Origin of the sequence: Klebsiella sp. MBT K-1 (assembly GCF_002556465.1) — a bacterium.
Classification (GTDB): domain Bacteria; phylum Pseudomonadota; class Gammaproteobacteria; order Enterobacterales; family Enterobacteriaceae; genus Klebsiella; species Klebsiella grimontii.
This window is the reverse complement of sequence record NZ_PDEL01000017.1, coordinates 81,253-106,638: the sequence shown is the minus strand read 5'-3', so window position 1 is coordinate 106,638 and position 25,386 is coordinate 81,253. Positions and strand designations below refer to the sequence as shown.

At 56.6% G+C, this 25,386-nt stretch carries 20 protein-coding genes and 1 riboswitch; of the genes, 5 read left to right on the top strand and 15 right to left on the bottom strand.

Going from position 1 to position 25,386, the window contains the following annotated elements; translation table 11 throughout:
* Positions 1-177: 177 nt before the first annotated feature.
* The 4 genes from polB to araB all read right to left on the bottom strand — a co-directional run bounded on the left by polB (position 178) and on the right by araB (position 6,741).
* Complete coding sequence (gene polB, locus CMQ96_RS23205) at positions 178-2,535, bottom strand: DNA polymerase II (protein WP_049085645.1); 2,358 nt, start codon at positions 2,533-2,535, stop codon at positions 178-180.
* Between the two features lie 214 nt (positions 2,536-2,749).
* A complete protein-coding gene (gene araD, locus CMQ96_RS23200; RefSeq protein ID WP_098067384.1) occupies positions 2,750-3,445 on the bottom strand; it encodes an L-ribulose-5-phosphate 4-epimerase in 696 nt (231 codons plus the stop codon).
* 73 nt (positions 3,446-3,518) lie between these two features.
* Positions 3,519-5,021: an L-arabinose isomerase gene (gene araA, locus CMQ96_RS23195; protein WP_004872220.1), complete on the bottom strand. Its 1,503-nt coding sequence runs from the start codon at positions 5,019-5,021 to the stop codon at positions 3,519-3,521.
* A gap of 10 nt (positions 5,022-5,031) precedes the next feature.
* Positions 5,032-6,741 (bottom strand): ribulokinase, encoded by a 1,710-nt coding sequence (araB, locus tag CMQ96_RS23190; RefSeq protein ID WP_024360298.1) that lies wholly within the window; start codon positions 6,739-6,741, stop codon positions 5,032-5,034.
* 337 nt (positions 6,742-7,078) lie between these two features.
* On the opposite strand from araB, the gene araC reads away from it, so the two are divergent.
* Together araC and CMQ96_RS23180 are read left to right on the top strand one after the other, a co-directional pair.
* Positions 7,079-7,924 carry an arabinose operon transcriptional regulator AraC gene (gene araC, locus CMQ96_RS23185; protein ID WP_004128863.1) on the top strand — a complete coding sequence of 282 codons (846 nt, stop codon included), beginning with the start codon at positions 7,079-7,081 and terminating at the stop codon, positions 7,922-7,924.
* A gap of 128 nt (positions 7,925-8,052) precedes the next feature.
* A complete protein-coding gene (locus tag CMQ96_RS23180) occupies positions 8,053-8,820 on the top strand; it encodes a DedA family protein (protein WP_004872217.1) in 768 nt (255 codons plus the stop codon).
* Here the strand turns inward: CMQ96_RS23180 and thiQ are convergent.
* The 4 genes from thiQ to sgrR all read right to left on the bottom strand — a co-directional run bounded on the left by thiQ (position 8,807) and on the right by sgrR (position 13,879).
* On the bottom strand, positions 8,807-9,508 hold the full coding sequence (gene thiQ / locus CMQ96_RS23175; protein ID WP_098067383.1) for a thiamine ABC transporter ATP-binding protein ThiQ: 702 nt from the start codon (positions 9,506-9,508) through the stop codon (positions 8,807-8,809). The genes CMQ96_RS23180 and thiQ overlap by 14 nt on opposite strands.
* The gene (thiP, locus tag CMQ96_RS23170) at positions 9,492-11,102 is read right to left on the bottom strand and encodes a thiamine/thiamine pyrophosphate ABC transporter permease ThiP (RefSeq protein ID WP_098067382.1); all 1,611 of its coding nucleotides are present in this window, start codon (positions 11,100-11,102) and stop codon (positions 9,492-9,494) included. The genes thiQ and thiP overlap by 17 nt, the downstream gene beginning before the upstream one ends.
* Positions 11,078-12,061, bottom strand: a complete 984-nt coding sequence (gene thiB, locus CMQ96_RS23165) for a thiamine ABC transporter substrate binding subunit (RefSeq protein ID WP_004872211.1) — start codon at positions 12,059-12,061, stop codon at positions 11,078-11,080. The genes thiP and thiB overlap by 25 nt, the downstream gene beginning before the upstream one ends.
* A gap of 31 nt (positions 12,062-12,092) precedes the next feature.
* Positions 12,093-12,186, bottom strand: a riboswitch (TPP riboswitch).
* Between the two features lie 37 nt (positions 12,187-12,223).
* Positions 12,224-13,879 carry an HTH-type transcriptional regulator SgrR gene (sgrR, locus tag CMQ96_RS23160; RefSeq protein WP_098067381.1) on the bottom strand — a complete coding sequence of 552 codons (1,656 nt, stop codon included), beginning with the start codon at positions 13,877-13,879 and terminating at the stop codon, positions 12,224-12,226.
* 87 nt (positions 13,880-13,966) lie between these two features.
* Here sgrR and sgrT point away from each other — a divergent pair, with 87 nt between their 5' ends.
* Together sgrT and CMQ96_RS23150 are read left to right on the top strand one after the other, a co-directional pair.
* Positions 13,967-14,119 (top strand): glucose uptake inhibitor SgrT, encoded by a 153-nt coding sequence (sgrT, locus tag CMQ96_RS23155; protein WP_071830630.1) that lies wholly within the window; start codon positions 13,967-13,969, stop codon positions 14,117-14,119.
* 231 nt (positions 14,120-14,350) lie between these two features.
* Positions 14,351-15,535: a sugar efflux transporter gene (locus CMQ96_RS23150; protein WP_004872206.1), complete on the top strand. Its 1,185-nt coding sequence runs from the start codon at positions 14,351-14,353 to the stop codon at positions 15,533-15,535.
* Positions 15,536-15,581: 46 nt separating this feature from the next.
* On the opposite strand, the gene CMQ96_RS23145 is transcribed toward CMQ96_RS23150, so the two are convergent.
* On the bottom strand, positions 15,582-16,892 hold the full coding sequence (locus CMQ96_RS23145; protein ID WP_024360301.1) for an MFS transporter: 1,311 nt from the start codon (positions 16,890-16,892) through the stop codon (positions 15,582-15,584).
* A 216-nt stretch (positions 16,893-17,108) separates the two neighbouring features.
* Between CMQ96_RS23145 and CMQ96_RS23140 the strand changes: the two genes are divergently transcribed.
* Positions 17,109-18,005: a LysR family transcriptional regulator gene (locus tag CMQ96_RS23140; protein ID WP_004872203.1), complete on the top strand. Its 897-nt coding sequence runs from the start codon at positions 17,109-17,111 to the stop codon at positions 18,003-18,005.
* Positions 18,006-18,042: 37 nt separating this feature from the next.
* Here CMQ96_RS23140 and aroD read toward each other — a convergent pair whose 3' ends face one another.
* The 6 genes from aroD to leuC form a co-directional block, all read right to left on the bottom strand.
* Positions 18,043-18,798 carry a type I 3-dehydroquinate dehydratase gene (gene aroD, locus CMQ96_RS23135; RefSeq protein WP_024360302.1) on the bottom strand — a complete coding sequence of 252 codons (756 nt, stop codon included), beginning with the start codon at positions 18,796-18,798 and terminating at the stop codon, positions 18,043-18,045.
* A gap of 33 nt (positions 18,799-18,831) precedes the next feature.
* On the bottom strand, positions 18,832-20,046 hold the full coding sequence (locus CMQ96_RS23130) for an MFS transporter (RefSeq protein ID WP_024360303.1): 1,215 nt from the start codon (positions 20,044-20,046) through the stop codon (positions 18,832-18,834).
* Between the two features lie 11 nt (positions 20,047-20,057).
* Positions 20,058-20,921, bottom strand: coding sequence for a shikimate dehydrogenase (locus CMQ96_RS23125; protein WP_024360304.1), 864 nt, complete (start codon positions 20,919-20,921; stop codon positions 20,058-20,060).
* 10 nt (positions 20,922-20,931) lie between these two features.
* A complete protein-coding gene (locus tag CMQ96_RS23120) occupies positions 20,932-22,965 on the bottom strand; it encodes an FAD-dependent oxidoreductase (RefSeq protein WP_064342165.1) in 2,034 nt (677 codons plus the stop codon).
* 404 nt (positions 22,966-23,369) lie between these two features.
* A complete protein-coding gene (gene leuD / locus CMQ96_RS23115; RefSeq protein ID WP_024360306.1) occupies positions 23,370-23,975 on the bottom strand; it encodes a 3-isopropylmalate dehydratase small subunit in 606 nt (201 codons plus the stop codon).
* 10 nt (positions 23,976-23,985) lie between these two features.
* On the bottom strand, positions 23,986-25,386 hold the full coding sequence (leuC, locus tag CMQ96_RS23110; protein ID WP_004128917.1) for a 3-isopropylmalate dehydratase large subunit: 1,401 nt from the start codon (positions 25,384-25,386) through the stop codon (positions 23,986-23,988).

Genomic DNA, 25,386 nt, shown 5'->3' with positions numbered 1-25,386 from the left:
CTCTTTAGTTCTTTGATTGCAGGCAATAGTTGATCATCTCCATGGAGAATCGGAGATACGTCAAAATTGGGTCCAGGAATGGAAAGGGCGCTATATTACTGGATGGCGGAACGTTCGTCACGTCCTCCTCACCCTTCATTTTACGGCTTTTGCGCCAGCGGAATGGGTGAGGAAAAATCAAAATAGCCCCAGTTGTCCCGTCACTATTGTAGCAAAATCGTCGTCGACAAAGGGAAGTATTCCTTCGGCGACAGGCTCTAATTGCTTAGAAAGGTAGTGTTCATAATCCAGCGGCGATTGCTGATAGTCCACCGGCTCCGGCCCGCCGGTGGTCCAGACGTATTTAATGCTGCCGCGCTGCTGATACTGCTGCGGCCTGCCCAGCCTGACGTTTTGCTCATCAGCGAGCCTGGCCGCGCGCACGTGCGGCGGCACGTTGCGCTGATACTCCGCCAGCGGACGGCGCAGGCGTTTGCGGTAGACCAGCCGATCGTCAAGCTCGCCGTTCATCAGCTTATCGATGGTTTCGCGTACGTAATCGCGATAGGGCTGATGACGGAAAATGCGCAGATAAAGTTCCTGCTGAAACTGCTGGGCCAGCGGCGTCCAGTCGGTGCGCACCGTTTCCAGGCCTTTAAACACCATGCGCTGCTCATCCGCTTCCTGAATCATTCCGGCATAGCGTTTTTTACTGCCGGTATCCGCGCCGCGGATGGTGGGCATGAGAAAGCGGCAGAAGTGGGTTTCAAACTCCAGCTCCAGGGTGCTGGCCAGCCCATCTTTAGCGAGCTCCGCCGCCCACCATTCGTTGACGAAGGCCACCAGCGAGCGGCCGATGCTGCTGGCTTCCTCTTCGCTGTGGGCCCGCTTGAGCCACACGAAGGTGGAGTCGGTATCGCCGTAGATAACGTCGTAGCCCTGGGATTCAATCAGCGCTTTGGTCTGGCGCATAATCGCGTGGCCGCGCATGGTGATGGAGGAGGCCAGACGGGGATCGAAAAAGCGGCAGGCGCTGGTGCCGAGCACGCCGTAGAAGGCGTTCATAATGATCTTCAGCGCCTGCGACAGCGGCTTGTTTTTATGCTGCTTGGCCTCGTCGCGCCCGTGCCAGATCTGCCCGACAATCCCCGGCAGGCAGTGTTTTTCTCGCGAGAAGCGCGCGCCAAGAAAGCCTTCGGTGCTGTGAGCGTCATCGGGATGCGCCAGCCCTTCAACCAGCCCCACCGGATCGATCAGGAAGGTGCGGATAATCGACGGATACAGGCTTTTGTAGTCCAGTACCAGTACCGAGTCGTACAGGCCGGGGCGCGAGTCCATCACGTAGCCGCCGGGGCTGGCCTGCGGCGGTACTGCGCCAAGGTTCGGCGCAACGTAGCCGAGCCGGTGCATGCGCGGGAAATAGAGATGGCTGAAGGCGGCGACCGAACCGCCGTGGCGATCCGCTGGCAGGCCGTTGACCGTCGCGCGCTCCAGTAAAAAGGGCATGATCTCGGTTTTATGGAAGATGCGCGTAACCAGCTCGCAGTCCTGCAGGTTGTATGTCGCCAGCGCCGGTTTATCGTGATGAAAGCGGCGGTCGATTTCATCCATCCGATCCCAGGGGTTATCGATGGCTTTGCCCTCGCCGAGCAGTTCGCGGGCGACCGATTCCAGGGCAAAAGAGGAGAAATTCCAGAACGCGGATTTCAGCGCCTCGATGCCGTCGATAATCAGTCGGCCATTGGCCTGCGCAAAGAAGACGCCATTTTTAAAACCGTGCTCGCGCCACTCCAGTTCGCTGTTGCCGCGCCCGAGCATCAGCGGGATGCGATAGCGCTCAGCGTGCTTTTGCAGAACGCGTAAATCGAACTGCACCACGTTCCAGCCGATCAGCACGTCCGGGTCGTGAGCGGCAAACCAGGCGTTAAGCTTTTCCAGCAGCAGCGGGCGGCTGGCGACGTACTCTAGCTGGAAGTTGACGGCAGGGGGCGAGGCGGGCTCCGGACCTAACATATAGACGACCCGCTGGCCGCAGCCTTCAAGGCCGATGCAGTAGAGCTCGCCGTGGCGGCTGGTTTCGATATCCAGCGAAACCCATTTCAGCGGTGGGCGGTAGTGGGGGTTGGGCTTCATTCGCGCGTTGACCAGCTGCTGGCCGCGCGCCTCGCCTTCCACCCACACCGGGGCGGTAATAAAGCGCTCCATCAGATAGCGCTCCGGCGGGCGGATGTCGCCTTCATATACCGTGACGCCGTTTTCACGCAGCTTTTTTTCCAGCCGCATCAGCTGGCGGTGAGCGCGGCAGTAAAGGCCAAAAACCGGCTGGCGATGAAAATCTTGCAGATTGAGCGCAGCAAGGCGATGGCCGTTTTCCCCCTGCAGCAGGCGTTCAACCTGCGGACGCTGGGATTCGGCAATGAACGCTACGGATTCCTGCGGCGGCAGCGTAACCTCAAGCGGGCCGTCATCGGTCGCCAGCCAGAAAGTCAGTTCGGTGCCCTGTGGGGTATCCCGCCAGTGACGGGTGAGTAAAAAACCTGCTCGTGGCTGCGTCACGCCGTGCTCTCATGAGTGAAAACCAGGCCTGATTATAGCCTGGTTCACGGAATGATGCTGGGGTTTTATACAGGTATAGTCCGGAGGTTGGGTTGCGCGCTGTTTCCCGGATTGCGGCGTAAACGCCTTATCCGGGCTACCCGTCTACCCGTCCTGCAGACGGCTGTGCACCTGTAGCCCGGCTAAGCGTAGCGCGAGCCGGGAAACCGTGGCGCTACTGCCCGTAATAGGCTTTCGCGCCGTGCTTGCGCAAATAGTGTTTATCCAGCAGCGTTTGCTGCATCTCCGGCAGCTGCGGCGCCAGCTGGCGGCAGAAGATGCCCATATAGGCGATCTCTTCCAGCACGATAGCGTTATGCACCGCGTCTTCGGCGTTTTTCCCCCAGGCAAACGGGCCGTGCGAGTGCACCAGCACGCCGGGCATTTGCGCTGGATCGATGCCTTTTTCACGGAAGGTTTCGACGATCACCGCGCCGGTTTCCCATTCGTACTCGCCGTTGATCTCCTCGTCGGTCATCAGACGGGTACAGGGGACCGCGCCGTAGAAGTAGTCGGCGTGGGTGGTGCCGGTGGCGGGAATCGACTGTCCGGCCTGCGCCCAGATGGTGGCGTGACGCGAATGGGTATGAACAATGCCGCCCAGCGTCGGGAATGCCTGATACAGCAGGCGGTGGGTTGGGGCATCCGAAGAGGGTTTTTTCTGGCCTTCAACCACTTCGCCGGTCTCCAGGCTGACCACCACCATATCTTCGGCGCGCATTACGCTGTAGTCGACGCCGGAGGGTTTAATTACCAGCACCCCCCGTTCACGGTCGACGGCGCTGACGTTGCCCCAGGTGAGGGTAACCAGATTGTGCTTAGGCAGGGCCAGGTTGGCTTCGAGAACCTGGCGTTTGAGATCTTCTAACATACTGTGCTCCGAATTGCTGGCGAGTCAGTTCCCCTCACCCTCTCCCTTGGGGAGAGGGTGAGGGGACGGTCTCTTAGCGTTTTGAACCGTAATACACTTCGTTCCAGCGCAGCGCATCCTTGAAGGAGGGCAGACGGGTTTCGTTATCAATCACGGTCAGCTCGATATCCTGCAGCTCAGCAAACTGGCGCATATCGTCGAGGGTCAGCGCATGGCTGAAGACGGTGTGGTGCGCGCCGCCGGCGATGATCCAGGCTTCGGACGCGGTGCGCAGATCCGGATGCGCTTTCCACAGGGCGTTGGCGACCGGCAGTTTCGGCAGCTCGTGCGGCGTTTTCACCGTCTCAATGGTGTTCACCAGCAGACGATAGCGATCGCCGAGATCGATCAGGCTGGCAACGATCGCCGGGCCGGTCTGGGTGTTGAAGATGATGCGCGCCGGATCGGCTTTACCGCCGATGCCCAGAGGCTGGACGTCGAGAATCGGTTTCTCCGCGGTGGCGATGGTCGGGCAGACTTCCAGCATATGCGAGCCCAGCGCCAGATCGTTGCCTTTCTCGAAGTGATAGGTGTAATCCTCCATAAAAGAGGTGCCGCCCTGCAGACCAGTTGCCATCACCTTCATGATGCGAAGCAGAGCGGCGGTTTTCCAGTCGCCCTCGCCCGCAAAGCCGTAGCCCTGCTGCATCAGACGCTGCACGGCGAGACCCGGAAGCTGTTTCAGGCCGTGTAAATCTTCAAAGGTAGTGGTAAACGCGTGGAAGCCGCCCTGTTCCAGGAAGCGCTTCATCCCCAGCTCAATGCGCGCGGCGTCGAGGAGGTTCTGCCGCTTATCGCCGTGGATTTGCACCGCGGGCGTCAGACGATAGCTGCTTTCATACTCATCAATCAGCGCGCTGATTTCGCCGTCGCTGACCGCATTGACGACCTGCACCAGATCGCCCACCGCCCAGGTGTTAACCGAGAAGCCAAACTTGATCTGCGCGGCGACTTTATCCCCGTCGGTCACCGCCACTTCGCGCATGTTATCGCCGAAGCGGCAGACTTTCAGGTGGCGGGTATCTTGTTTAGAGACCGCCTGGCGCATCCACGCGCCGATGCGCTGATGCGCTTCTTTATCCTGCCAGTGGCCGGTCACCACGCTGTGCTGCTGACGCATGCGGGCGCCGATGAAGCCGAACTCGCGGCCGCCGTGCGCGGTCTGGTTCAGGTTCATAAAGTCCATATCGATGCTGTCCCACGGCAGGGCCGCGTTGAACTGGGTATGGAACTGCATCAGCGGTTTGTTGAGGATCGTAAGGCCGTTAATCCACATTTTCGCCGGTGAGAAGGTATGCAGCCACACCACCATCCCGGCGCACTTGTCATCGTAATTGGCGTCGCGGCAGATATGGGTGATCTCATCCGGGGTAGTACCCAGCGGCTTAAGCACCAGTTTGCACGGCAGTTTGGCTTCCGCATTCAGGCTGTTCACCACATGTTCTGCGTGCTTCGTAACCTGACGTAGCGCTTCAGGGCCATACAGATGCTGGCTACCGATGACGAACCACACTTCATAATTATTAAAAATAGTCATTTTTATATCCTTAATGGGTGAGAGCTGCCTGCGATTGCGGCGCGGTTTCCGCCTTTGCAGTCGAAGGAAGATAACGTTGTTCCGCGCTAAGCGACCACTGCTGGTAGCGCTGGTAGAGTTGTTCGAAGCGTTGCGCCTGGGCCGGGCGGGGCTGCAGGGTACTTTCCACCTGGCTGGCCATGTTTTCCTGCGCGGCGGGGATATCGCGATATACGCCCGCGGCGACGGCGGCGAAGATAGCCGCGCCCAGCGCGCAGCACTGATCGGAGGCGACGATTTGCAGCGGGCGATTCAGCACATCGCAGCAGGCCTGCATGATCACCGGGTTTTTCCGCGCGATGCCGCCGAGCGCCATCACGTTATTGACCGGGATACCCTGGTCGGTGAAGCACTCCATAATGGCGCGGGCGCCGAAGGCGGTGGCGGCAATCAGCCCGCCGAACAGCGCCGGGGCGTCGGTGGCGAGGTTGAGATCGGTAATGACCCCTTTTAGACGCTGGTTGGCATTCGGCGTACGGCGGCCGTTAAACCAGTCCAGCACTACCGGCAGGTGGTCGAGAGACGGGTTTTTCGCCCAGGCGTCGGTCAGCGCGGGAAGTAGCTGTTTCTGGCTGGCTTTGATCTGCTCTTTGAGTTCCGGGTGGGCCTGCGCCAGCTGCTCCAGCGGCCAGCCGAGGATGCGGCCAAACCAGGCGTAGATGTCGCCAAACGCGGATTGCCCCGCTTCCATACCGATAAAGTCAGGCACAACGCTACCGTCGACCTGGCCGCAAATACCCTTCACCGTACGCTCGCCGACGCTCTGTTTATCGGCGATCAGAATGTCGCAGGTGGAGGTGCCGATCACTTTGACCAGCGCGTTTGGCTGCGCCCCGGCACCGACGGCGCCCATATGGCAGTCGAAAGCGCCGCCGGAGATGGCGACGGTTTGCGGCAGGCCCAGGCGCGCGGCCCACTCGGCGGTCAGGGTGCCGACCGGGACATCCGCAGTCCAGGTCTCGCTGAACATCGGATAGGCCAGATTCTGGTTAATAATCGGGTCGAGTTCATCGAAGAAACCGGCTGGCGGCAGGCCGCCCCAGCTTTCGTGCCACAGCGATTTATGCCCGGCGCTGCAGCGGCCGCGACGAATATCCTGCGGGCGGGTGGTACCGGAAAGCAGCGCGGGTACCCAGTCGCATAGCTCAATCCACGACGCGGCGGCTTCGGCGACGGCGCTATCCTGGCGGGTAACGTGGAGGATTTTGGCCCAGAACCATTCGCTGGAGTAGATACCGCCGATATAGCGGGAGTAGTCCTCTTTGCCCGGCTGGTGGCAGAGGCGGGTAATCTCCTCCGCTTCTTCCACCGAGGTGTGGTCTTTCCACAGGACGAACATGGCGTTGGGGTTGCTGGCGAATTCGTCGCGCAGCGCCAGGACGTTGCCGTCGGCGTCGATGGGCGCGGGGGTTGAGCCGGTGCTATCCACGCCGATACCCACCACGGCAGCGCGCTGTTCGGCGCTAAGGGATGCGAGGACGCTTTTCAGCGCGGCTTCCATCGATTCGATATAGTCGCGTGGATGATGGCGGAACTGGTTGTTCGGGCCATCGCAGAATAGCCCCTCCTGCCAGCGCGGATACCACTCGACGCTTGCGGCGAGCTCTTCGCCCGTTGCGCACTCTACCGCCAGGGCGCGTACTGAATCACTGCCAAAATCGAGGCCAATCGCAATTGCCATGCTGTTACTCCATGCTAAAAATCATTCATGGTGAAACAGTAGATATCTGGGCTGAAAACCGTCAGGCTGTATTCGCTAATCTTATGGACTATATTGCTGTGACGTCGCAAAGTGTGACGCCGTGCAAATATTCAATGTGGACTTTCCTGCCGTCTTTATAGACACTTCAGTTATGCGCTAAAAGTGCCTGAATTGTGCGCTGTGCTCAGTTTTTGCCGAGAGGCGGCGGGTTTTAATTCAATTTATAACCCGCGTCGCAGCACGCGCTGTCAGCCAGAGGATAAAATGCAAGGTATGGACAATTGGTGTCCTTAATGTCTCCAGGAGAGCAGAGTTTATGGCCGAAACGCAAAACGATCCTTTGTTGCCGGGTTACTCTTTTAACGCCCATCTGGTGACGGGCCTGACGCCGATTGACGCCGATGGCTATCTGGATTTCTTTATTGACCGCCCGCTGGGGATGAAAGGCTATATCCTGAACCTGACGATTCGCGGCGAAGGGGTGATCAATAACCACGGGGAGCAGTTTATCTGCCGGCCCGGCGATATGCTGCTGTTTCCGCCGGGAGAGATTCACCATTATGGCCGTCACCCCGATGCCCGCGAGTGGTATCACCAGTGGGTCTATTTCCGGCCGCGCGCCTACTGGCATGAATGGCTAAACTGGCCGACGATTTTCGCCCAGACCGGTTTTTTTCGCCCGGATGAGCAGTGGCAGACGCGCTTTGGCGAACTGTTCGGGCAGATTGTGGAAGCCGGGCAGGGGGCCGGGCGTTACTCCGAACTGCTGGCGATCAATCTCATGGAACAGCTGCTGCTCAGGCGCATGGAGGCCATCAACGAATCGCTGCATCCGCCGCTGGATAACCGGGTGCGCGATGCCTGCCAGTACATCAGCGACCATCTGGCGGACAGCCATTTTGATATCGCCAGCGTCGCCCAGCACGTGTGCCTGTCGCCGTCGCGCCTGTCGCATCTGTTCCGCCAGCAGCTGGGGATCAGCGTGCTGGGGTGGCGGGAGGATCAGCGCATTAGCCAGGCCAAGCTGCTGCTGAGCACCACGCGGATGCCGATCGCCACCGTTGGCCGTAACGTCGGTTTTGAGGATCAGCTCTACTTTTCGCGCGTATTTAAGAAGTGTACCGGCGCCAGCCCGAGCGAGTTTCGCGCCGGGTGTGAATAAAAAGTAAAGAAAGTGAAATGATAGCCCGGGTTATTAACACAGCCAGTAAACTATACAAACAAATGATGGCTTGACGAAGTATTAACGGCTCCGGAGAATCCGTGCTTCGTTTTTAAACCGGGTACATTATGCAAGCATTGCTGGAACACTTTATTACTCAATCTACGGTCTATTCCCTGATAGCCGTTCTGCTGGTCGCCTTCCTCGAGTCGCTGGCGCTGGTGGGGCTTATCTTACCGGGAACGGTGATGATGGCCGGATTGGGGGCGCTGATCGGCAGCGGCGAGGTTAACTTCTGGCAGGCGTGGCTGGCGGGGATTATCGGCTGTTTGCTCGGTGACTGGATTTCGTTCTGGCTGGGCTGGCGCTTCAAAAAGCCGCTGCACCGCTGGTCTTTTTTGAAGAAAAATAAAGCGCTGCTGGATAAAACCGAACATGCGCTGCATCAGCACAGCATGTTGACCATTCTGATTGGCCGATTTGTCGGGCCGACGCGCCCGCTGGTGCCGATGGTCGCCGGAATGCTCGATCTGCCGGTCGCGAAATTCATCCCGCCCAATATCATTGGCTGCCTGCTGTGGCCGCCGCTCTACTTCTTACCGGGGATCCTCGCCGGGGCGGCCATTGATATCCCGGCCGATGAGAATAGCGCCAGCTTTAAGTGGCTGCTGCTGGGCGCGGCGCTGCTGGCGTGGCTGGCGGCGTGGCTGTGCTGGCGGCTGTGGCGCAGCGCTAAAAATTCCGCCGATCGGTTAACCCGCTTTCTGCCGCGTTCGCGTCTGCTGTGGCTCGCTCCGCTTTCGCTGTGCGCCGCCGGGGCCGCGCTGGTTTTCGCCTTCCGCCATCCGCTGATGCCGGTCTATCTCGAGATCCTGCAGAAGGTTATTTTGCGCTAATGCCCAGCAGCGCCGAGGCGCTGCTGTTGCCGCTGAGCAGCGAGGCGGTGTCGCCATCCCAGGCGATTCGTCCCTCGGCCACAACTATCGACCGCGGCGCGATGCGCGCCGCATCTTCCACGCTGTGCGATACCATTAATAGCGTCAGCCGCTGCTGCTGGCAGACGTCGGCAACCAGCGCCAGCATCTCCTGGCGCAGCGCGGGGTCGAGCGCCGAGAAGGGCTCATCCAGCAGCAGCACCGGCTGCTTGCGTACCAGACAGCGCGCCAGCGCCGCGCGCTGACGCTGGCCGCCGGAAAGCTCGCCCGGCAGCCGTTCTAACATCGCATCGATCCCCATCTGTTCGGCGATGGTCCGCAAATGGGCGGTTTGTTCCGCGTTCAGCTTGAGCCCCGGATGCATTCCCAGAGCAATGTTCTGGCGGATGGTGAGGTGGTTAAACAGGTTATTTTCCTGAAACAGCATCGATACCGGACGACGCGCGGGCGGCGTGTGGGTATGAGGCTGGCCGTCGATCTCGATACTGCCGCTGGCAGGCGGCAGAAAACCGGCAATCAGGTTCAGCAGCGTACTTTTCCCGGCGCCGCTGGGGCCAAGCACCGCGATGCGTTCTCCGCGTTCGACGGCAAGCGTAAAACGCATCGGTAGATGCTGGTAAAGCCAGGTCACATCATTCAGTTTTAGCATCGCGCCCCGGAAGTTTTTCAATCACGCTAAAGAGTAAAAAGCACAGCAGCAGGAGCAGAAGGGCGGTCACGGCGCCGTCCTGGCTACGATAAGAGCCGATCTGCTGATACAGGTAGAACGGCAGGGTACGAAAATCTTCGTTACCGAACAGCGCCACCACGCCGAAGTCGCCAATCGACAGCACGCAGGCGAAGGCCAGCGCCTGGGCCAGCGGGCGCTTTAACGCGCGAAGCTCAACCACCCTGAGACGGGTAAAGCCGTGCATCCCCAGCGACTGGCAGAGGGTACCGTAGCGGGCGGCGATATCGCGCATCGGGTTCTCCAGCACCTTCAGCGCGTAGGGGATCGCCATCAGCGCGTTGGTAAAAATCACGATACCGTCGGCGGACTCGGGCAGGCCCACGCTGTTATTGAGCAGCAGGAAGAAGCCGGTGGCCAGCACGATGCCGGGCATGGCGAGGATCAGCATCCCGCTTAGCTCCAGCGCCTGCCCGGCCAGCGGGCGACGGCGGGCGCGAAGCTCGCGGCTGCTCCATAGCAGCATCATGGTCAGGATAACGCTCAAGAGTCCGGCGGCAAGCGCGATGCGCAGCGACGTCCCGAGCGCCTGCCACAGCGCGGGCTGATGCAGCACGCGAAACAGATTGCTGTTCAGACCGTCGAGTATCACCGCCAGCAGCGGCGGCAGCAGTAGCAGCAGCGCTGCGGTAATCAACGCAAAGTCGCTTAATCGACTGTGCAGGCGATCGTCGGGATCGCGCCAGCCGTGAATGTTGCTGGCCCCGATGGCGAGGGCTTTGCTCAGCCGTTGGCTAAGCAGCACCAGCCCAAGGCAGCAGATCATCTGGATCAGCGCCAGCATCGCCGCGCGGCCCGGGTCGTAGTCGAAATTAAGGGCCTGGTAAATCGCCAGTTCGATGGTGGTTGCCCGCGGGCCGCCGCCCAGCGACAGCACGGTCGCAAAGCTGGCGAAACAGAGCATAAAGATCAGCGCCGCGACCGGAGCAATTTGCCGGCGCAGCCACGGCCACTCAACCAGGCGGAAGAAGACGTAGCCGCGCATGCCGAGCTGGGCGGCGATTTGCCGCTGCTCGCCGGGGATATTTTCCAGCGTTTGCAGCAGCAGGCGCGTGGCCATCGGCATATTAAAGAATACGTGCGCCAGCAGGATCCCCTGCAGCCCGTAGGGCGAGAACGACCACTGCCAGCCGAAAGCGTTAAATAATTCGGCCAGCCAGCCCTGACGGCCGTAGACGCTGAGGATGCCGAAGACCGCCACCAGCACCGGCAGAATTAAGGTCATTGCGCAAAGGCGCAGCAGCAGCGTTCGCCCGGGGAATCGACGCCGATAGAGGGCGCGGGCGAGAAATATCGCCGGCAGCACCGAAAAAAGCGCCGAAAGAAAGGCCTGCCAGAAAGAGAAGCGTACGACGTGCCAGAGATAGCTATCGCCGATCAGCACGCCCCAGGCCGCTTCCGGCGCGCTGAACCACAGCGCCAGAAAGGCGGCCAGCGCCACGACGACCAGAATGATGGCCGCCGTGACTCCCGGCAGGAGCCAGGCGAAAGCTAGCGGCTGACGGCGCGTTGCCATGCGCTGATCCAGTTCTGGCGTTCGGCGGCCACCTGCTGCGGGGTAAATTCGAGGGTCGTTTGCGGTTTCATCAGCGCGTCAAAGCCCGCCGGAAGCGCAACCTGGGTGACCGGATACATCCAGTTGCCGGTCGGGATCGCGTTCTGGAAGCCCGGCGAGACCATAAATTTGAGGAATTTTTCCGCCAGCTCCGGCTGCTTGCTGGCCGCGGTGCGGGCGGCGACTTCAACCTGTAAATAGTGACCTTCCGCGAAGTTCGCCGCGGCGTAGTTATCTTTCTTCTCTTCAATAATATGGTAGGCCGGGGAGGTGGTATAGCTCAGCACCAAATCGCTCTCGCCTTTCAGGAACAGGCCGTAGGCTTCGCTCCAGCCTTTGGTGACGGTGACGGTTTTCGCCGCCAGCTTCTGCCAGGCTTCCGGCGCTTTATCGCCGTACACTTTTTGCATCCACAGCAGCAGCCCCAGACCCGGCGTGCTGGTACGCGGATCTTCATAAATCACCCGCCATTTTTGCTCGCCCTCAACCAGCTCTTTCAGGCTTTTCGGCGGATTTTTCAGCTTGTTTTTATCGTAAACAAAAGCGAAGTAGCCGTAATCGAACGGGACGAAGGTGTCGTTGTCCCAGCCGCCGGGTACGCTGACCGCGCTGGCCGGTACGCCGCTTTTGGCGAACAGTTTGCTCTGCGAGGCGGCTTCCAGCAGGTTGTTATCCAGCCCAAGCACCACGTCGGCTTTGCTGTTTTTGCCTTCCATGCGCAGACGATTGAGCAGCGAGACGCCGTCTTCCAGCGCCACGAACTTCAGTTCGCAGCCGCAGTCGGCTTCAAAGGCTTTTTTAACCGCCGGGCCGGGGCCCCAGTCGGCGGAGAACGAGTCGTAGGTATAAACGGTGAGTAGCGGTTTGGCAAAAACGGGCGCGGCGACCAGCGCCAGCAGCGGGAGTAATTTTTTCAACACTTTGCACCTCAGAAAAAGGGGTGGCAAAGGATTTTGAGTGGGCCTCAAATCCCTTCGCCGGCGTTATCCGGATCAGGTTCGACGGGTATTTTCTCAGCCATAATTCAGCACCCCGTTGAGAACGGCAGTTAGTGTAATGATTTTGTCAGCGGACTGAAAGCATTACGGTTCCGGCGGCGCGAACCACGCGGATTTAAAGTCAAACCAGCCGAGCGTGTTCATGCGTACGCCGCGCATACTGCGCTGCCCCTGGATCATCAGCCAGTGGTGAATCAGCGGCACCACGGTTTGATTGGCCAGCAGCTGCTGGCTCCAGGTGGCGGGGTTAAGCTCTCCCGCGCGCCAGCGGCTTGCGTCTTCCTCCCAGTCGATGGGAATACAGTTGCGAATTAGCGGGACTTCATACAGCCAGGCAAACAGGGAAAAATCGATCGGCAAGGTAAAGTTGGCGCTGTTAAGCCACACGTCGCTGACCGCTTCACCGCGGTGCCACTCCTGGTATTCCAGTTCCTGAATCTCCAGCTTAACCTGATGCTCGGCCAGCAGCGTCGCCATGATCCCGCCGATCACGCGATGCTCGACATGGTCCTGGTAGTAGGTCAGCCTGACCGTTTCCAGGCCCGGCGGTTTTTCGCAGGCGTGGTTGCGCGCGTGATGCCAGCGGGGCAGCAGACCATAGGCCGGGAACCAGTTTCCCTGATAGTGCTCGCCGGCGTGGTAGAGCAGGCTGGCGGGCTGGAACAGATAGCTTAACCACTGGCGTACCGCCGCGTTGGCGCCGAGCGGGCTGCGGGCGTCGAACAGCAGGTAATAACAACCCTCTTCCAGACGGCTTTCTACCGCTTTCTCGCTTTGTGTGGTGCCCTGTAACGTTAACCCGCCGTTGGGCTCTTCGCTGATTTCCGGCAGGACCCAGACGTTCACTTCATCGATCAGCGCCCGGTAGCCGAAATAGTCGTCAAAGGCGTGAATTTTGAGCTGGTTCTGGTTATTGCGCACCACCGAGTAAGGCCCGGTGCCGACGGGGATGCTGGAGAAATTGTCCATCGACTGCCACTCGTGCGGCAGGATCATGGCCGGTACCTGGCTTAACAACCACGGTAGCCAGCGGTCGGGTTGGCTGAGATGAATGTCGAGAGTCCAGGCGGTAGGGGAGTCGATACGCTCGATATGAGAAAACAGCGGCAGCGCGTTGCTGCGCTGCAGGGAGGTGATGACATCCTCCATCTCCAGTTCGCGACCATGATGAAAATGAATCCCCGGACGCAGGAAAAAGCGCCAGTGGGTCGGGGTGATCTGCTGCCAATGGTGAGCAATATCGGCCTCCAGTTCCCCATTTTCCTCATTTACCCGGGTGAGAGCGCTAAAAATCTGCCGGGCGATATGGGTTTCCGAGCGGCGCAGCGCGCTGCCGGGCAGCAAATTTTTCATCGGCCGGTAGTAGAGCACGCGCAGGATATGCCGACCCTGGCGAAAGCTGCGGCCTAAATGGGAAACCAGCATTTGCCGGACGGCGGCTTTATCGCCCACCAGCTGTACCAGCTGATCGATTCTGTCCTGCTCCAGCAGATCTTCCGCCCTCTGCTGCTGCAGCGCGAGACCGGTATAGAGAAAAGCGAGCCGGGAACGCTTGCCGCGTCCGGCCTCCGCCTCCCAGGTCAGCCAGCCGCGCGCCTCCATCATGTTGAGTAAGGTACGCATATGACGACGCGAGCAGCTTAGCATCTCTGCCAGTTCATTCAGCGTTGTCTCCTGCGACTTGCCATCGCAGCACTGCCACAGGCGGATGAACTGCTGTTGTAAACGACCGGAAGACATAAAAGGGGAACTCCTGATAAAAACTCAGCAATTTATTACTTCCTATATTAAGGCAATAATCCACGTCGATGAAGCGAGGAGGTGGATATGATGAGGTCAACCGCAAAACAGTTCTACCAATGCTACTTTTCTGCGACGCAGGATGCGTCCTGGCTGGCCCGCCTGATGGCAGGAAGACAGCAGGAAATTCTCGGTGAACTGATGCAGTGGGGAGTTACGTCGCAGACCTCTGAACATTGACTTGCAGACATCATGTGTGACTGAGTATTGGTGTTATACTCGTCGTCTTTCAAGCTGCAGGTGCGTTGGCTGCGCCCGCTCGCCCGGGTCACATAGTTATCTATGTTCCCAGGGACTTACGTTCTGGCCGCCTGCCCGCAACTCGAAATCCATAGAGTATAGAATCACCCGCCAGCAGAAAACTTCTGCTGGCTTTTTTCGTTTTCTTCTTCGCGTGTTTAAGGATATTTCATGCTGTGGTTAATGACGATGGGGCGTCGGCTTAACGGCGTTTACGCCGCTTTTATGCTTGTCGCTTTCATGATGGGGATCGCAGGCGCGCTGCAGGCGCCGACGCTCAGCTTATTTCTTAGCCGCGAAGTCGGTGCGCAGCCTTTCTGGGTGGGGCTGTTCTATACCGTTAACGCCATTGCCGGGATTCTGGTCAGCCTGGCGCTGGCTAAACGCTCCGATAGTCGAGGCGATCGTCGACGGCTGATTATGTTTTGCTGCCTGATGGCGGTGGGAAACGCGCTGCTGTTTGCGTTCAATCGCCACTATCTGACGCTGATTACCTGCGGGGTTATGCTGGCCTCCGTGGCGAATGCCGCGATGCCGCAGCTCTTCGCTCTGGCGCGGGAATATGCCGATAGCTCGGCGCGCGAAGTGGTGATGTTCAGTTCGATAATGCGTGCGCAGCTCTCGCTAGCGTGGGTCATTGGCCCACCGCTGGCTTTTATGCTGGCGCTGAATTATGGCTTCACCACCATGTTCTCCATTGCCGCCGGGATCTTTGTCATTAGCCTGGCGCTGATCGCTTTTAAGCTACCGTCGGTCGCCCGCGTTGAACAACCCTCGGAAGGGGCCGAAGTGCTGGTGCAGGCCGGAGGGTGGCACGATAAAAACGTGCGGATGCTGTTTATCGCCTCCACGCTGATGTGGACCTGCAATACCATGTATATCATTGATATGCCTCTTTGGATCAGCAGCGATCTTGGCCTGCCGGACAGCCTTGCTGGGATCCTGATGGGCACCGCTGCCGGGCTGGAGATCCCGGCGATGATTCTGGCGGGCTACTACGTTAAGCGCTGGGGCAAGCGCAATATGATGGTGACGGCGGTTGCGGCGGGCGTGCTGTTTTATATCGGCCTGATTCTGTTTCACGACCGGGTTGCGCTGCTGATTTTACAGCTGTTTAATGCCGTCTTTATCGGCATTGTGGCCGGGATTGGCATGCTGTGGTTTCAGGATCTGATGCCCGGAAGGGCGGGGGCCGCGACGACGCTGTTTACCAACAGTATTTCCACCGGAGTCATTCTGGCCGGGGTCATTCAGGGCGCGCTGTCGCAAAGCTATGGCCACGCCAGCGTCTACTGGACGATTGCCGCGATTTCCCTGGTGACGCTGTTTATGACCAGCAGGGTGAAAGATATCTAAGCGTTTTCATTGCCCCGGCAGGAAGCCGGGGCAATGTCTGGGCCGGTTATTTCAATTCAATTCTTTTGATATCACCGATAATAAAAATATAGGCGATAACGCCAATTAGTGCGGTTAAACCGATATAAATTAGCGCGTAGAAAAAATTTCCAGTCATTGATATGATGACGCCAATAATTAATGGGGTGATAATTGACGCCATATTTGCGCAGAAGTTGAAGATCCCGCCGGTCAGGCCGCCCATATTTTTTGGTGCAATATCAGAAATAAGCGTCCAGCCGAGACCGACCATCCCCTGGCCGAAAAAAGCTACCGACATGATAATAATCACTGCGGTATTACTGTCGACCCAGTTAGCAAGGATGATGCAGCTCGAAAGCAGCAGTCCGGAAATAATAGGCAGCTTCCTGCTAATATTAACCGACTGGGTTTTCTTTAATATTTTATCGGATGCCCAGCCGCCGAAAAATATCCCGATAGCGGCGGCCAGGAACGGCCAGGAGGCGAAGAAACCCACGTGTAGCCACGGTAAGTGGCGTTCGTTGGCCAGATAAGTCGGGAACCATGTCAGGAAGAACACCAGCGTGGTGTTACCGGCAAATTGCCCAAGACTGGCGCCAATGATTTGTCGGCAGCAGAGTAGACGCTTCGCATCCGGCCAGTTGAAAGGGATGTTTTCATTGGCGGCAGCCGTATTTTCTACGCCGATATACTCCAGCTCTGCTTTATTTGCCGTTTTTGATTGATGCGGTTCGTGATAAAACTTCCACCATACAAAAGTAAACGCGATGCCCAGGCCGCCGGTCAGAATAAATAACGTTCGCCAGCCATGATGTTCAAGAATTAAAAAAAGTAGCGGGGAGAATGCGGCCAGGCCAATATATTCACCGACGGTGTAAGTTGCCGTCGCGCGGGCGCGTTCATGCTGGGGGAACCATTTACTGACGACCCGGCTATTAACCGGGAAGCAGGGGGCTTCGCTGATACCTAAGCCTAAACGCAGCAGCAGCAGAGACTTTAGCCCGACAGAAAAACTTTGTAATAAGGTAAATGTTGACCAGAAGAAAATAGCAAGCGCGTAGGTCAGTTTATTGCCAAAGCGATCTAAAAACATCCCGCCGGGAATTTGTGCCAGCGCGTAGGTCCAGGCGAAAGCAGAAAAAACGATCCCCATCATCGCCGGGTCAATATGTATTTCGCTTGTTAACTTGGGAGCAACAATACCTAAAATAGTACGATCGAGATAATTTATCATCGTCCCTATCGATAGTAACATTAAAATTACAATTCGCGTTTTAGTTCGCTTCTGCGCGGCCGACGGCAAAATCGACCGTTCCTGAGCATCGATCGTCCTCATAGTGATTTCCTTTAAAGTTTAAAATATTTTTGCATGTATTTATGCATGCAGAAATATTCTGCTTAAGTATTGACTCTATCGATGAGAAGTCATGCTTTGTTACGTAAAACAATATTTGATATAACGCCGGTATTTCTCCGTTTCGGCTCATCATAGATGGCTTGTATGGTATATTAGGGGCATTAGTTTTATTCTTATATTATACGAGCAAAAATAATGAACCTAAAGCAACTTTATTATTTTAAGCGGCTGGCAGAAACCGAGCACTACACTGAAGCCGCCTCCAGCCTTTTTATCACTCAACCCTCGCTGAGCCATGCCATATCTGAACTGGAGAAAGAGCTGGGCGTGGCGCTATTCGCCAGGCAGGGGCGCAATATCAAGATTACGCAGAACGGTAAGCGCTTTCTTCCCTACGTGGAAGATGCGCTGGCCTCGTTAGAAAATGGCCGCATGACGTTGCAAAAAAATAGCGCAGAGAACAAAGAGAATATACGCATCGCGTTTATTTATACCATGGGAGAGTATGTTGTTCCGCAGTTAATTAATAAGTATTCACTTTCACCATCTCGTCACAATGTGACATTTTCCTTTACGCAGGGTACGTCGTTAACGCTTCTGCAGGAACTCAAGGCCGGGAAAAGCGATCTGGCTATTTGTTCTTATATTGCGGATGAACCGGATATTGATTTTATTCCTATTATTCAGCAAGAACTGGTGGTGGTGACGGCAAAAGATCACCCTCTGGCCAGGCTCTATGAAAATGAAGTCGACCTGGTGGAGACAATCCACTATCCCTATATCTATTTTTCGGAAAATAGCGGGTTACGCCCCTTTATTGATAACGTATTTATGCAGCAAAAGCTGGTGCCGGATATTGCCTGCTACGTTGATGAGGATACGGCGATGGCGGGGCTGGTCAGTATTGATTATGGGATTGCGATTATGCCGCGAATTTCCGCGCTCTCGTATTACAACGTGCATATCCTGACGATCAAAAATGCGATTCCTCCACGTTATATCTACCTGGCAACGATGAAAGAGCGGGTACTTTCTCCAGCTATTCAGTCATTTAAAGATGTCATTATTAATGACAGTCAAAAAATCCGTTAGCATGATGCCCGGAGGAAGACCTCCGGGCGATGTTTTATCAGGAAAGGATATCCATCAGTTCACGCAGTTGGGTAATGGCAATTTGTCCCGGCGCAGAAGCCTGGCCTACGGTCCCGAAGGTCATCGCTGAACCGAACAAACGGCCGGTTACCCGGCTGACGCCGCCGGATTTACCCATCGACATGGTGATTAACGGTCGAGTGGCGTACTTCTCTTTCATGGTCAGCGTTGCCGAGAGCAGCGTCAGGACATCCTGCGGCGACTGCGGCATAACCGCGATCTTCGGCAGGTCAGCGCCGAGATCCTGCATGCGGCGCAGGCGGTAGATGATATCTTCCTGGGCCGGCGTTTTATGGAAATCATGATTGCTCATGATGACCTTTACGCCAGCAGCATGGGCATCATTCACCAGCGAGCGAATTTGCGCTTCGTCGTTAAACAGCTCGATATCAATCACGTCGGTCAGACCGCTGACGGCCGCCTGGCGATTTAGCTCAAAGTAGGCTTCATCGCTGATTTCCGTTTCGCCACCCTCTTTTTTGCTGCGGAAGGTGAACAGCAGCGGGATCGCATCCAACAGCTGGCGAATTTCACCCAGCGCCAGCAGGACCTGCTCAATTTCCCTGACCTGGGTGAAGTGATCGACGCGCCATTCGATAATGTCAGCTCCGGCGGTAGCCAGCGCGCGAGCGTTGGTCTGCAGCTCGGCAAGCGTTTTACCGATCAGCGGTACGCAAATTAAGGTTTCCCCTTCCTGGAAGGTGATGTTTTTTACTGTTACTGCTTGAGTCATGTTGGTATCCATTATTCTTTTTGTCATTGACCATCAGGCGGTTGCTGCAACATGGGATGTTCTGGCAGCGGCGCGAACCTGAAGCTGACGATAACCGATGTACAGGGCGATCACAAAGCCGACGATAGCGATCAGAAGATCGAACCACATAATGCTGGCGATACCTATCTTCGATAGTTTTGCCGTGATCAGCGGGATCGTAAAGCTGGCCAGACTGCCTGCGGTATAAAAGATCCCGGTGGCTTTGCCTTTCCCGTTCGGGAAGCTCATGGCCATAATGGTCGCGCCTATCTGCAGTACGCCGCCGGCGGCGGAGAAACCGATGATAAAGGCGAAGCCGGTAACCACCATTGGCGTCGGGAACAGGCAAACGATCAGCAATGCAATCATCGACAGGAAGGTGTAGACAATCATGGCGACGGCTGAACTAAATACCTCTTTGACAAAGGCGGCGGTGACGAATACGCACGTCAGGGAACCCGCAGTATAGACGCTCAGGAGTTTAATTGCCGACTCGTGAGGAATACCGGCAACGAACTCTCCATACTGCGCTAGCCACTGGCTGACCAGATAAAACGTCGCCATACCGATATAGCCGTACAGGGTAAAGATAACCATATCCAGTTTACTGGAGTCCGCCTGTGGGGCAGCGGCGGCAGCCGGCGATTTTTCTGCGCTCTCCTTTTTCGCCCGATGGTCCGGGAACGGCATTTTTATCAGGTAGACGGCGCTCAGGAGCATCAATGCCGCAGCGATAATAAACGACCATCCGTACCACATATTCGCCCAAATCAGCAGGCTGATAATGAACGGCAGCAGGAACTGCCCGGCAGAGACAAAGGCCTTAATCAGCACATTTGCGCGGCTGGCGGAGTTTGGGAAAGATTCCATCAGCGCCGGGTAGGTACCGGAGTCGAGGAAGCTGTTCGCCAGTCCCGCCATAATGCCGCAGCAGTAGGCCAGATAGATATTTTTCGTCAGCAGAATACCGAGAAAGAACACCACATAGCTGGCAATCCCGAGATAGATAAAGGGTTTACGGCCAAAACGATCGGACAGGAATCCGGTGACGATCGTGGCGAGCTTGCCAATCCCGAGCGACGAAATGACGATGGAGACGCCGGCCGCGTCGGTTCCCCACTGTTCCTGCAGATTCGCCATATTGAGGGTAATTAATAGCACCCCCATGCCGTGGATCAGGTAGTTTAGATAGAGCCCAGCTGCCGTTGGGACATATGGATTTTTCATCGCGCCCATCCTTAGAACAGGATACTTTTGATGTGTTCAACCGGCATTTCTTTGCCTGTCCAGATTTCAAAAGCGCGCGCGCCTTGCCAGAGCATCATCCCCAGACCGTTGATGGTGCGGCATCCTTTTTTCTCGGCCACTTCCAGCAGATAGGTTTTGCGCGGGTTATAGACCACGTCAGACACGATCAGGTCCGGGCGCAGGAAGCTGTCGTCAGGCAGCAGCATCTGGCCTTCAAACGGTTTCATGCCCACGCCGGTGGCGTTGGTGAGAATGACGCTGCTGTCGATCTCGGCGCGCAGTTTGTCATGATCGTCCAGATCGAACAGGTGGATCTCGCAGCGGGTGTTGTTACGGATTTTGGCGACGGTCTGTTCTGCATTGGCGAAGAATTTATCTTTGCGGTTGAAGATGGAGATCGCTTTGACGCCGTCCAGCGCGGCCTGAACGCAGAGGGCGGTTGCCGCGCCGCCGGCGCCCAGCACGGTCATCTTTTTGCCGATGATGTCGATGCCTTCTTCTTTGAGCGCGCGCATATATCCAGTGCCATCGGTGATGTGGCCGGTCAGTACGCCATTGTCGTTCACCACGGTATTCACCGCGCCAACCAGCTCTGCAGCCGGAGAGAGTTTGTCCAGATACTGGCAAATCTCCGTTTTGTTCGGCATCGAGACGTTACAGCCGCGCAGTTTTAACGCGCGAAAGCCCTGTACCACATCTTTCAGCTCTTCATTACCCACTTCGAACGCCAGGTAAACATAGTCCAGCCCCAGATGGGCAAAAGCTTCGTTGTGCATGGTCGGCGACATGCTGTGACGAATCGGGGTCGCAATCAGGCCAATCAGCTCGGTGTGTCCGGTAATACGTTCTGCCATGATAAAATCCTCAATATGTTAGAAATGGAATTTTTGTCGATTCGCGGTTGCCGAGAGCCCCCATATCTTCGAGGGTATCCAGCACGTTGCGCCCTTCGCGCACGCCATCAATAATTCGCCGGGCCATCAGGCTGTCGCCGATGTTCATTATTTTTACGTTATTGGCTCTGGCCCATTGCTCAATCTCATTGAGACCGGCGGTGTTGGCGCGCATTCCCAGGCAGACGAAGCCGTAATCAAAAGGAATGTCGAAGGCGCCATCCGTATTTTTAACGGTGAAATGCGTTGGGGTGACGGCAACCAGCTGCGTGCGCATGTGCTGTTCCACGTGATGTTCATCGAGCATGGTCAACATGGCATTTTTAGTAATGATGTCCAGATCGCGTCCCGGCGCGTCCTGCATCTCGATAAGCACGGCGCTGGCGCCGCGCGCGGAGAAGTATTCAATAACGTCCAGACCCACGGCGCCCGCGCCGACGACGGCGATGCGTTTACCCGTTGCATCGGCAAACTGGTCCAGATGATGAATCATGTTGGTAATGGAGAAGACGTTGCCGCCTTCGACATCGATGTTTTCACGCAGCCCTTCAATCGGCGGCAGCAGGGGAACTGAACCGGTGGCGTTGACGATTAAATTCGGGCGCAAAGCGGAAACGGACGCCACGGTGGCGCGCTTGCCGACCTGCAGCATCAGGTTATCGAGGGAGGCGATACGGTTTTTCATAAACTGCGGAAAATCAGCGATACGCTTTTTCTCCGGCAGCAGGGAGATCTCACTGGCCAGCCCGCCGATGCTGTGTTTTTCTTCCAGCAGCCAGGTATGGCAGCCGACTTCAGCCGCGGTGCATGCGGCTTCCATTCCCGCCGTACCCGCGCCGATAACCACGACGTTGGTATCACGGATCACGCGCTGCTGTTTGTAAGCGTCGCCGTGGATGATATCCGGGTTGATCGAGCAGCGCAGAGGGCGCGAGCGGGCGATACGGTGATCCGCGCAGCCAATGTTGCAGGAGATGCATTTCCGCATCAAACGTTCGTTACCGCTCTGAACTTTTTGCACCCACTCCGGCTCGGCGATCAGCCCGCGACCGATGGCAATCAGGTCGGCATCGCCGCTGGCGATAATATCTTCTGCGACTTTCGGGGTACGGATGTTGCCGGCAATCACCGTGGGTTTGTGGAATTTGTCACGTACCGCGCGGGAGAGGTAGCGCTTCCAGCCATCTTCCAGAGACATCTGGTCTATCTGGAAATTCAGGTTGTCGTTTTGCGCTGCGGAGACGTTGATAATATCTACTTTTTCCTCGCACAGTTCGAGGATCCGCAGTGAATCTTCGAGCGTATTCCCGCCCTCCAGGAAATCATCGGCGCTAATACGCAGGCTGACCGGGAAACGCGGACCTACGCAGGCGCGTACCTTATCGACGATTAAGGTTAATATTCTGGCGCGATTCTCTACGCTACCGCCAAATTCATCGGTGCGCTTATTAAACAGCGGTGATAAAAACTGGCTAATTAAATAAGAGTGGCCGGCGTGAATTTCCACGCAGTCGAATCCGGCGCGGCGTACGCGTTCCGCGGCATCACCAAATTTATCGACGGCATGATAAATCTCGTCGTGCGTCATCGGACGGGGAATATTACCGTTCTTTTTGGACGGGGTGCTTGAAGAAGAAAGCGGCATTTCACCATTCAGGCGATACGCATAGGCTGAAGCGCCAGCGTGGTTTAATTGAATACCGACGCAGGCACCGTGTTTATGTAAGGTTTCGGTTAATTTGAACAGGCGCGGAATATATTGATCGTTATCGATACGCAGCTGCGTGGTGCCGTTAGAGGCGAAAGGAAAATCGATACAAATATTCTCGATAGTGATGAGTCCTGTGCCGCCCCGCGCGCGTAGCTCATAGTAGTCAATCTGTTCCTGGGTGACTTCACCGTTCAGGCTCGCCAGGTTGGTCCCCATCGGCGGCATGATGATGCGGTTTTTTATCGTCATTCCGTTAATGGTCAACGGGGAAAAAAGATGGGGGTAGTGGCTCATATGCTCTCTCCACTGGATGCCTGATTGCCGCTTACGGCGATTCTGGCCTGTCCAAAGTTAATATTTCTCTGTGGGGAAAGATAACGAGGGGTCTAATAGAAAAATAATGCTTTTTTTTGCGTGGAGCTATAGCGGGATTCTATGGGATTAACAATCAATTTACATATTCATGTTTTTATCTTAAATATTTCAATCGATTTTTTACTTGTACTTGTGGAATGACACAAAAAGAGTGTGGGAATGATTGAATAGATGCCCAATTGATAATGATTTATATTTTTTACGGATAAAAATTTGTTTTGCCAGGGCGACCAATATTGATATATGTGCGCCAGATCTCATTTTCGCCCGACGAAAAAAAGCCCGAAGCGAAGTTCGGGCTGGGTTATAAACTGCGGGTCGCCTTAATTCATAAAGGCCGGTTGTTTTTGCTCATAGGCTGAAATCGCTTCTTCGTGCTGCAGAGTCAGGCCGATGCTGTCCAGACCGTTAAGCATGCAGTGACGACGGAAAGCGTCAATTTTAAAGCTATAGGATTTATCGCCAGCTTTAACCACCTCGGATTCCAGATCGACTTCAAATTTAATGCCGGGCTGAGAGTGGACCAGTTTAAACAGCTCATCGACCTGCGCTTCGCTCAGCGTGACCGGCAGCAGCTGATTGTTAAAGCTGTTGCCGTAGAAGATATCGGCGAAGCTGGGGGCGATAACGACTTTAAAGCCGTAATCGGTCAGCGCCCACGGTGCGTGCTCGCGCGAGGAGCCGCAGCCGAAGTTTTCCCGCGCCAGCAGGATAGAGGCGCCTTTATACTCCGGGAAGTTCAGCACGAATTCCGGGTTAGGCTGTTCGCCTTTGTCGTCCAGGAAGCGCCAGTCGTTAAACAGATGGGCGCCAAAACCGGTACGCGTGACTTTCTGCAGAAACTGCTTTGGAATAATTGCATCGGTATCGACGTTCGCGGCGTCCAGCGGAACCACCAGGCCGGTATGTTGGGTAAATTTCTCTGCCATGATGGTTTCCTTATTTCAAGCTACGGATATCGGCGAAATGACCGGTCACGGCCGCCGCTGCTGCCATTGCCGGGCTGACCAGGTGAGTGCGTCCGCCGCGGCCCTGACGGCCTTCAAAGTTACGGTTGCTGGTGGAGGCACAGCGCTCGCCCGGATTCAGACGGTCGTTGTTCATCGCCAGGCACATGGAGCAGCCCGGTAAACGCCACTCAAAACCGGCTTCAATAAAGATTTTATCCAGGCCTTCTGCTTCGGCCTGCGCTTTCACCGGACCGGAACCCGGTACGACCAGCGCCTGAACGCCCGGCGCGACTTTGCGGCCTTTAGCGATCTCGGCCGCCGCGCGTAAGTCTTCGATACGCGAGTTGGTGCAGGAACCGATAAAGACTTTATCAATGGCGACTTCGGTTAACGGCACGCCAGATTTCAGCCCCATATAGGCAAGCGCTTTCTCAGCGCTTGCGCGCTCTACCGGGTCGGAGAATGAGGCCGGATCCGGAATGATGTCGGTAACGGAGATCACCTGGCCCGGGTTAGTGCCCCAGGTGACCTGCGGGGCAATCTCTTCCGCCTGCAGGGTGACAACGCTATCAAACGTCGCGCCATCGTCGGTGGTCAGGGTTTTCCAGTAAGCGACGGCGTCGGCAAAATCTTCGCCTTTCGGCGCGTGCAGACGGCCTTTGACATAATCAAATGTGGTCTGGTCCGGCGCCACCAGGCCCGCTTTCGCGCCCATTTCGATCGCCATATTGCACAGGGTCATACGGCCTTCCATGCTTAAATCGCGAATGGCTTCACCGCAGAACTCCACGACGTGACCGGTCCCGCCGGCGCTGCCGGTTTTACCGATAATCGCCAGGACGATATCTTTGGCAGTGATGCCCGGCGCGGCTTTGCCTTTGACTTCGATCTTCATGGTTTTGGCGCGCCCCTGCTTCAGGGTCTGCGTCGCCAGAACGTGCTCGACTTCAGAGGTGCCGATACCGAAGGCCAGCGCGCCGAATGCGCCATGGGTTGCCGTGTGGGAGTCCCCGCAGACGATGGTCATACCCGGCAGGGTGACGCCCTGTTCCGGCCCCATCACGTGGACGATGCCCTGGAAAGGGTGGTTCAGGTCATACAGCTCAACGCCGAACTCTTTGCAGTTTTTAATTAACTCCTGCATCTGGATACGCGCCATCTCGCCGGACGCATTAATGTCTTTCGTCTGCGTCGAAACGTTGTGATCCATCGTGGCGAAGGTTTTACCCGGCTGACGCACCGGGCGTTTATGCGCGCGCAGGCCGTCAAACGCCTGCGGCGAGGTCACTTCGTGAACCAGATGGCGGTCAATGTACAGCAGCGGGGTTTCGTTTTGCGCTTCATAAACCACGTGAGCATCAAACAACTTTTCGTATAACGTCTTCGCCAT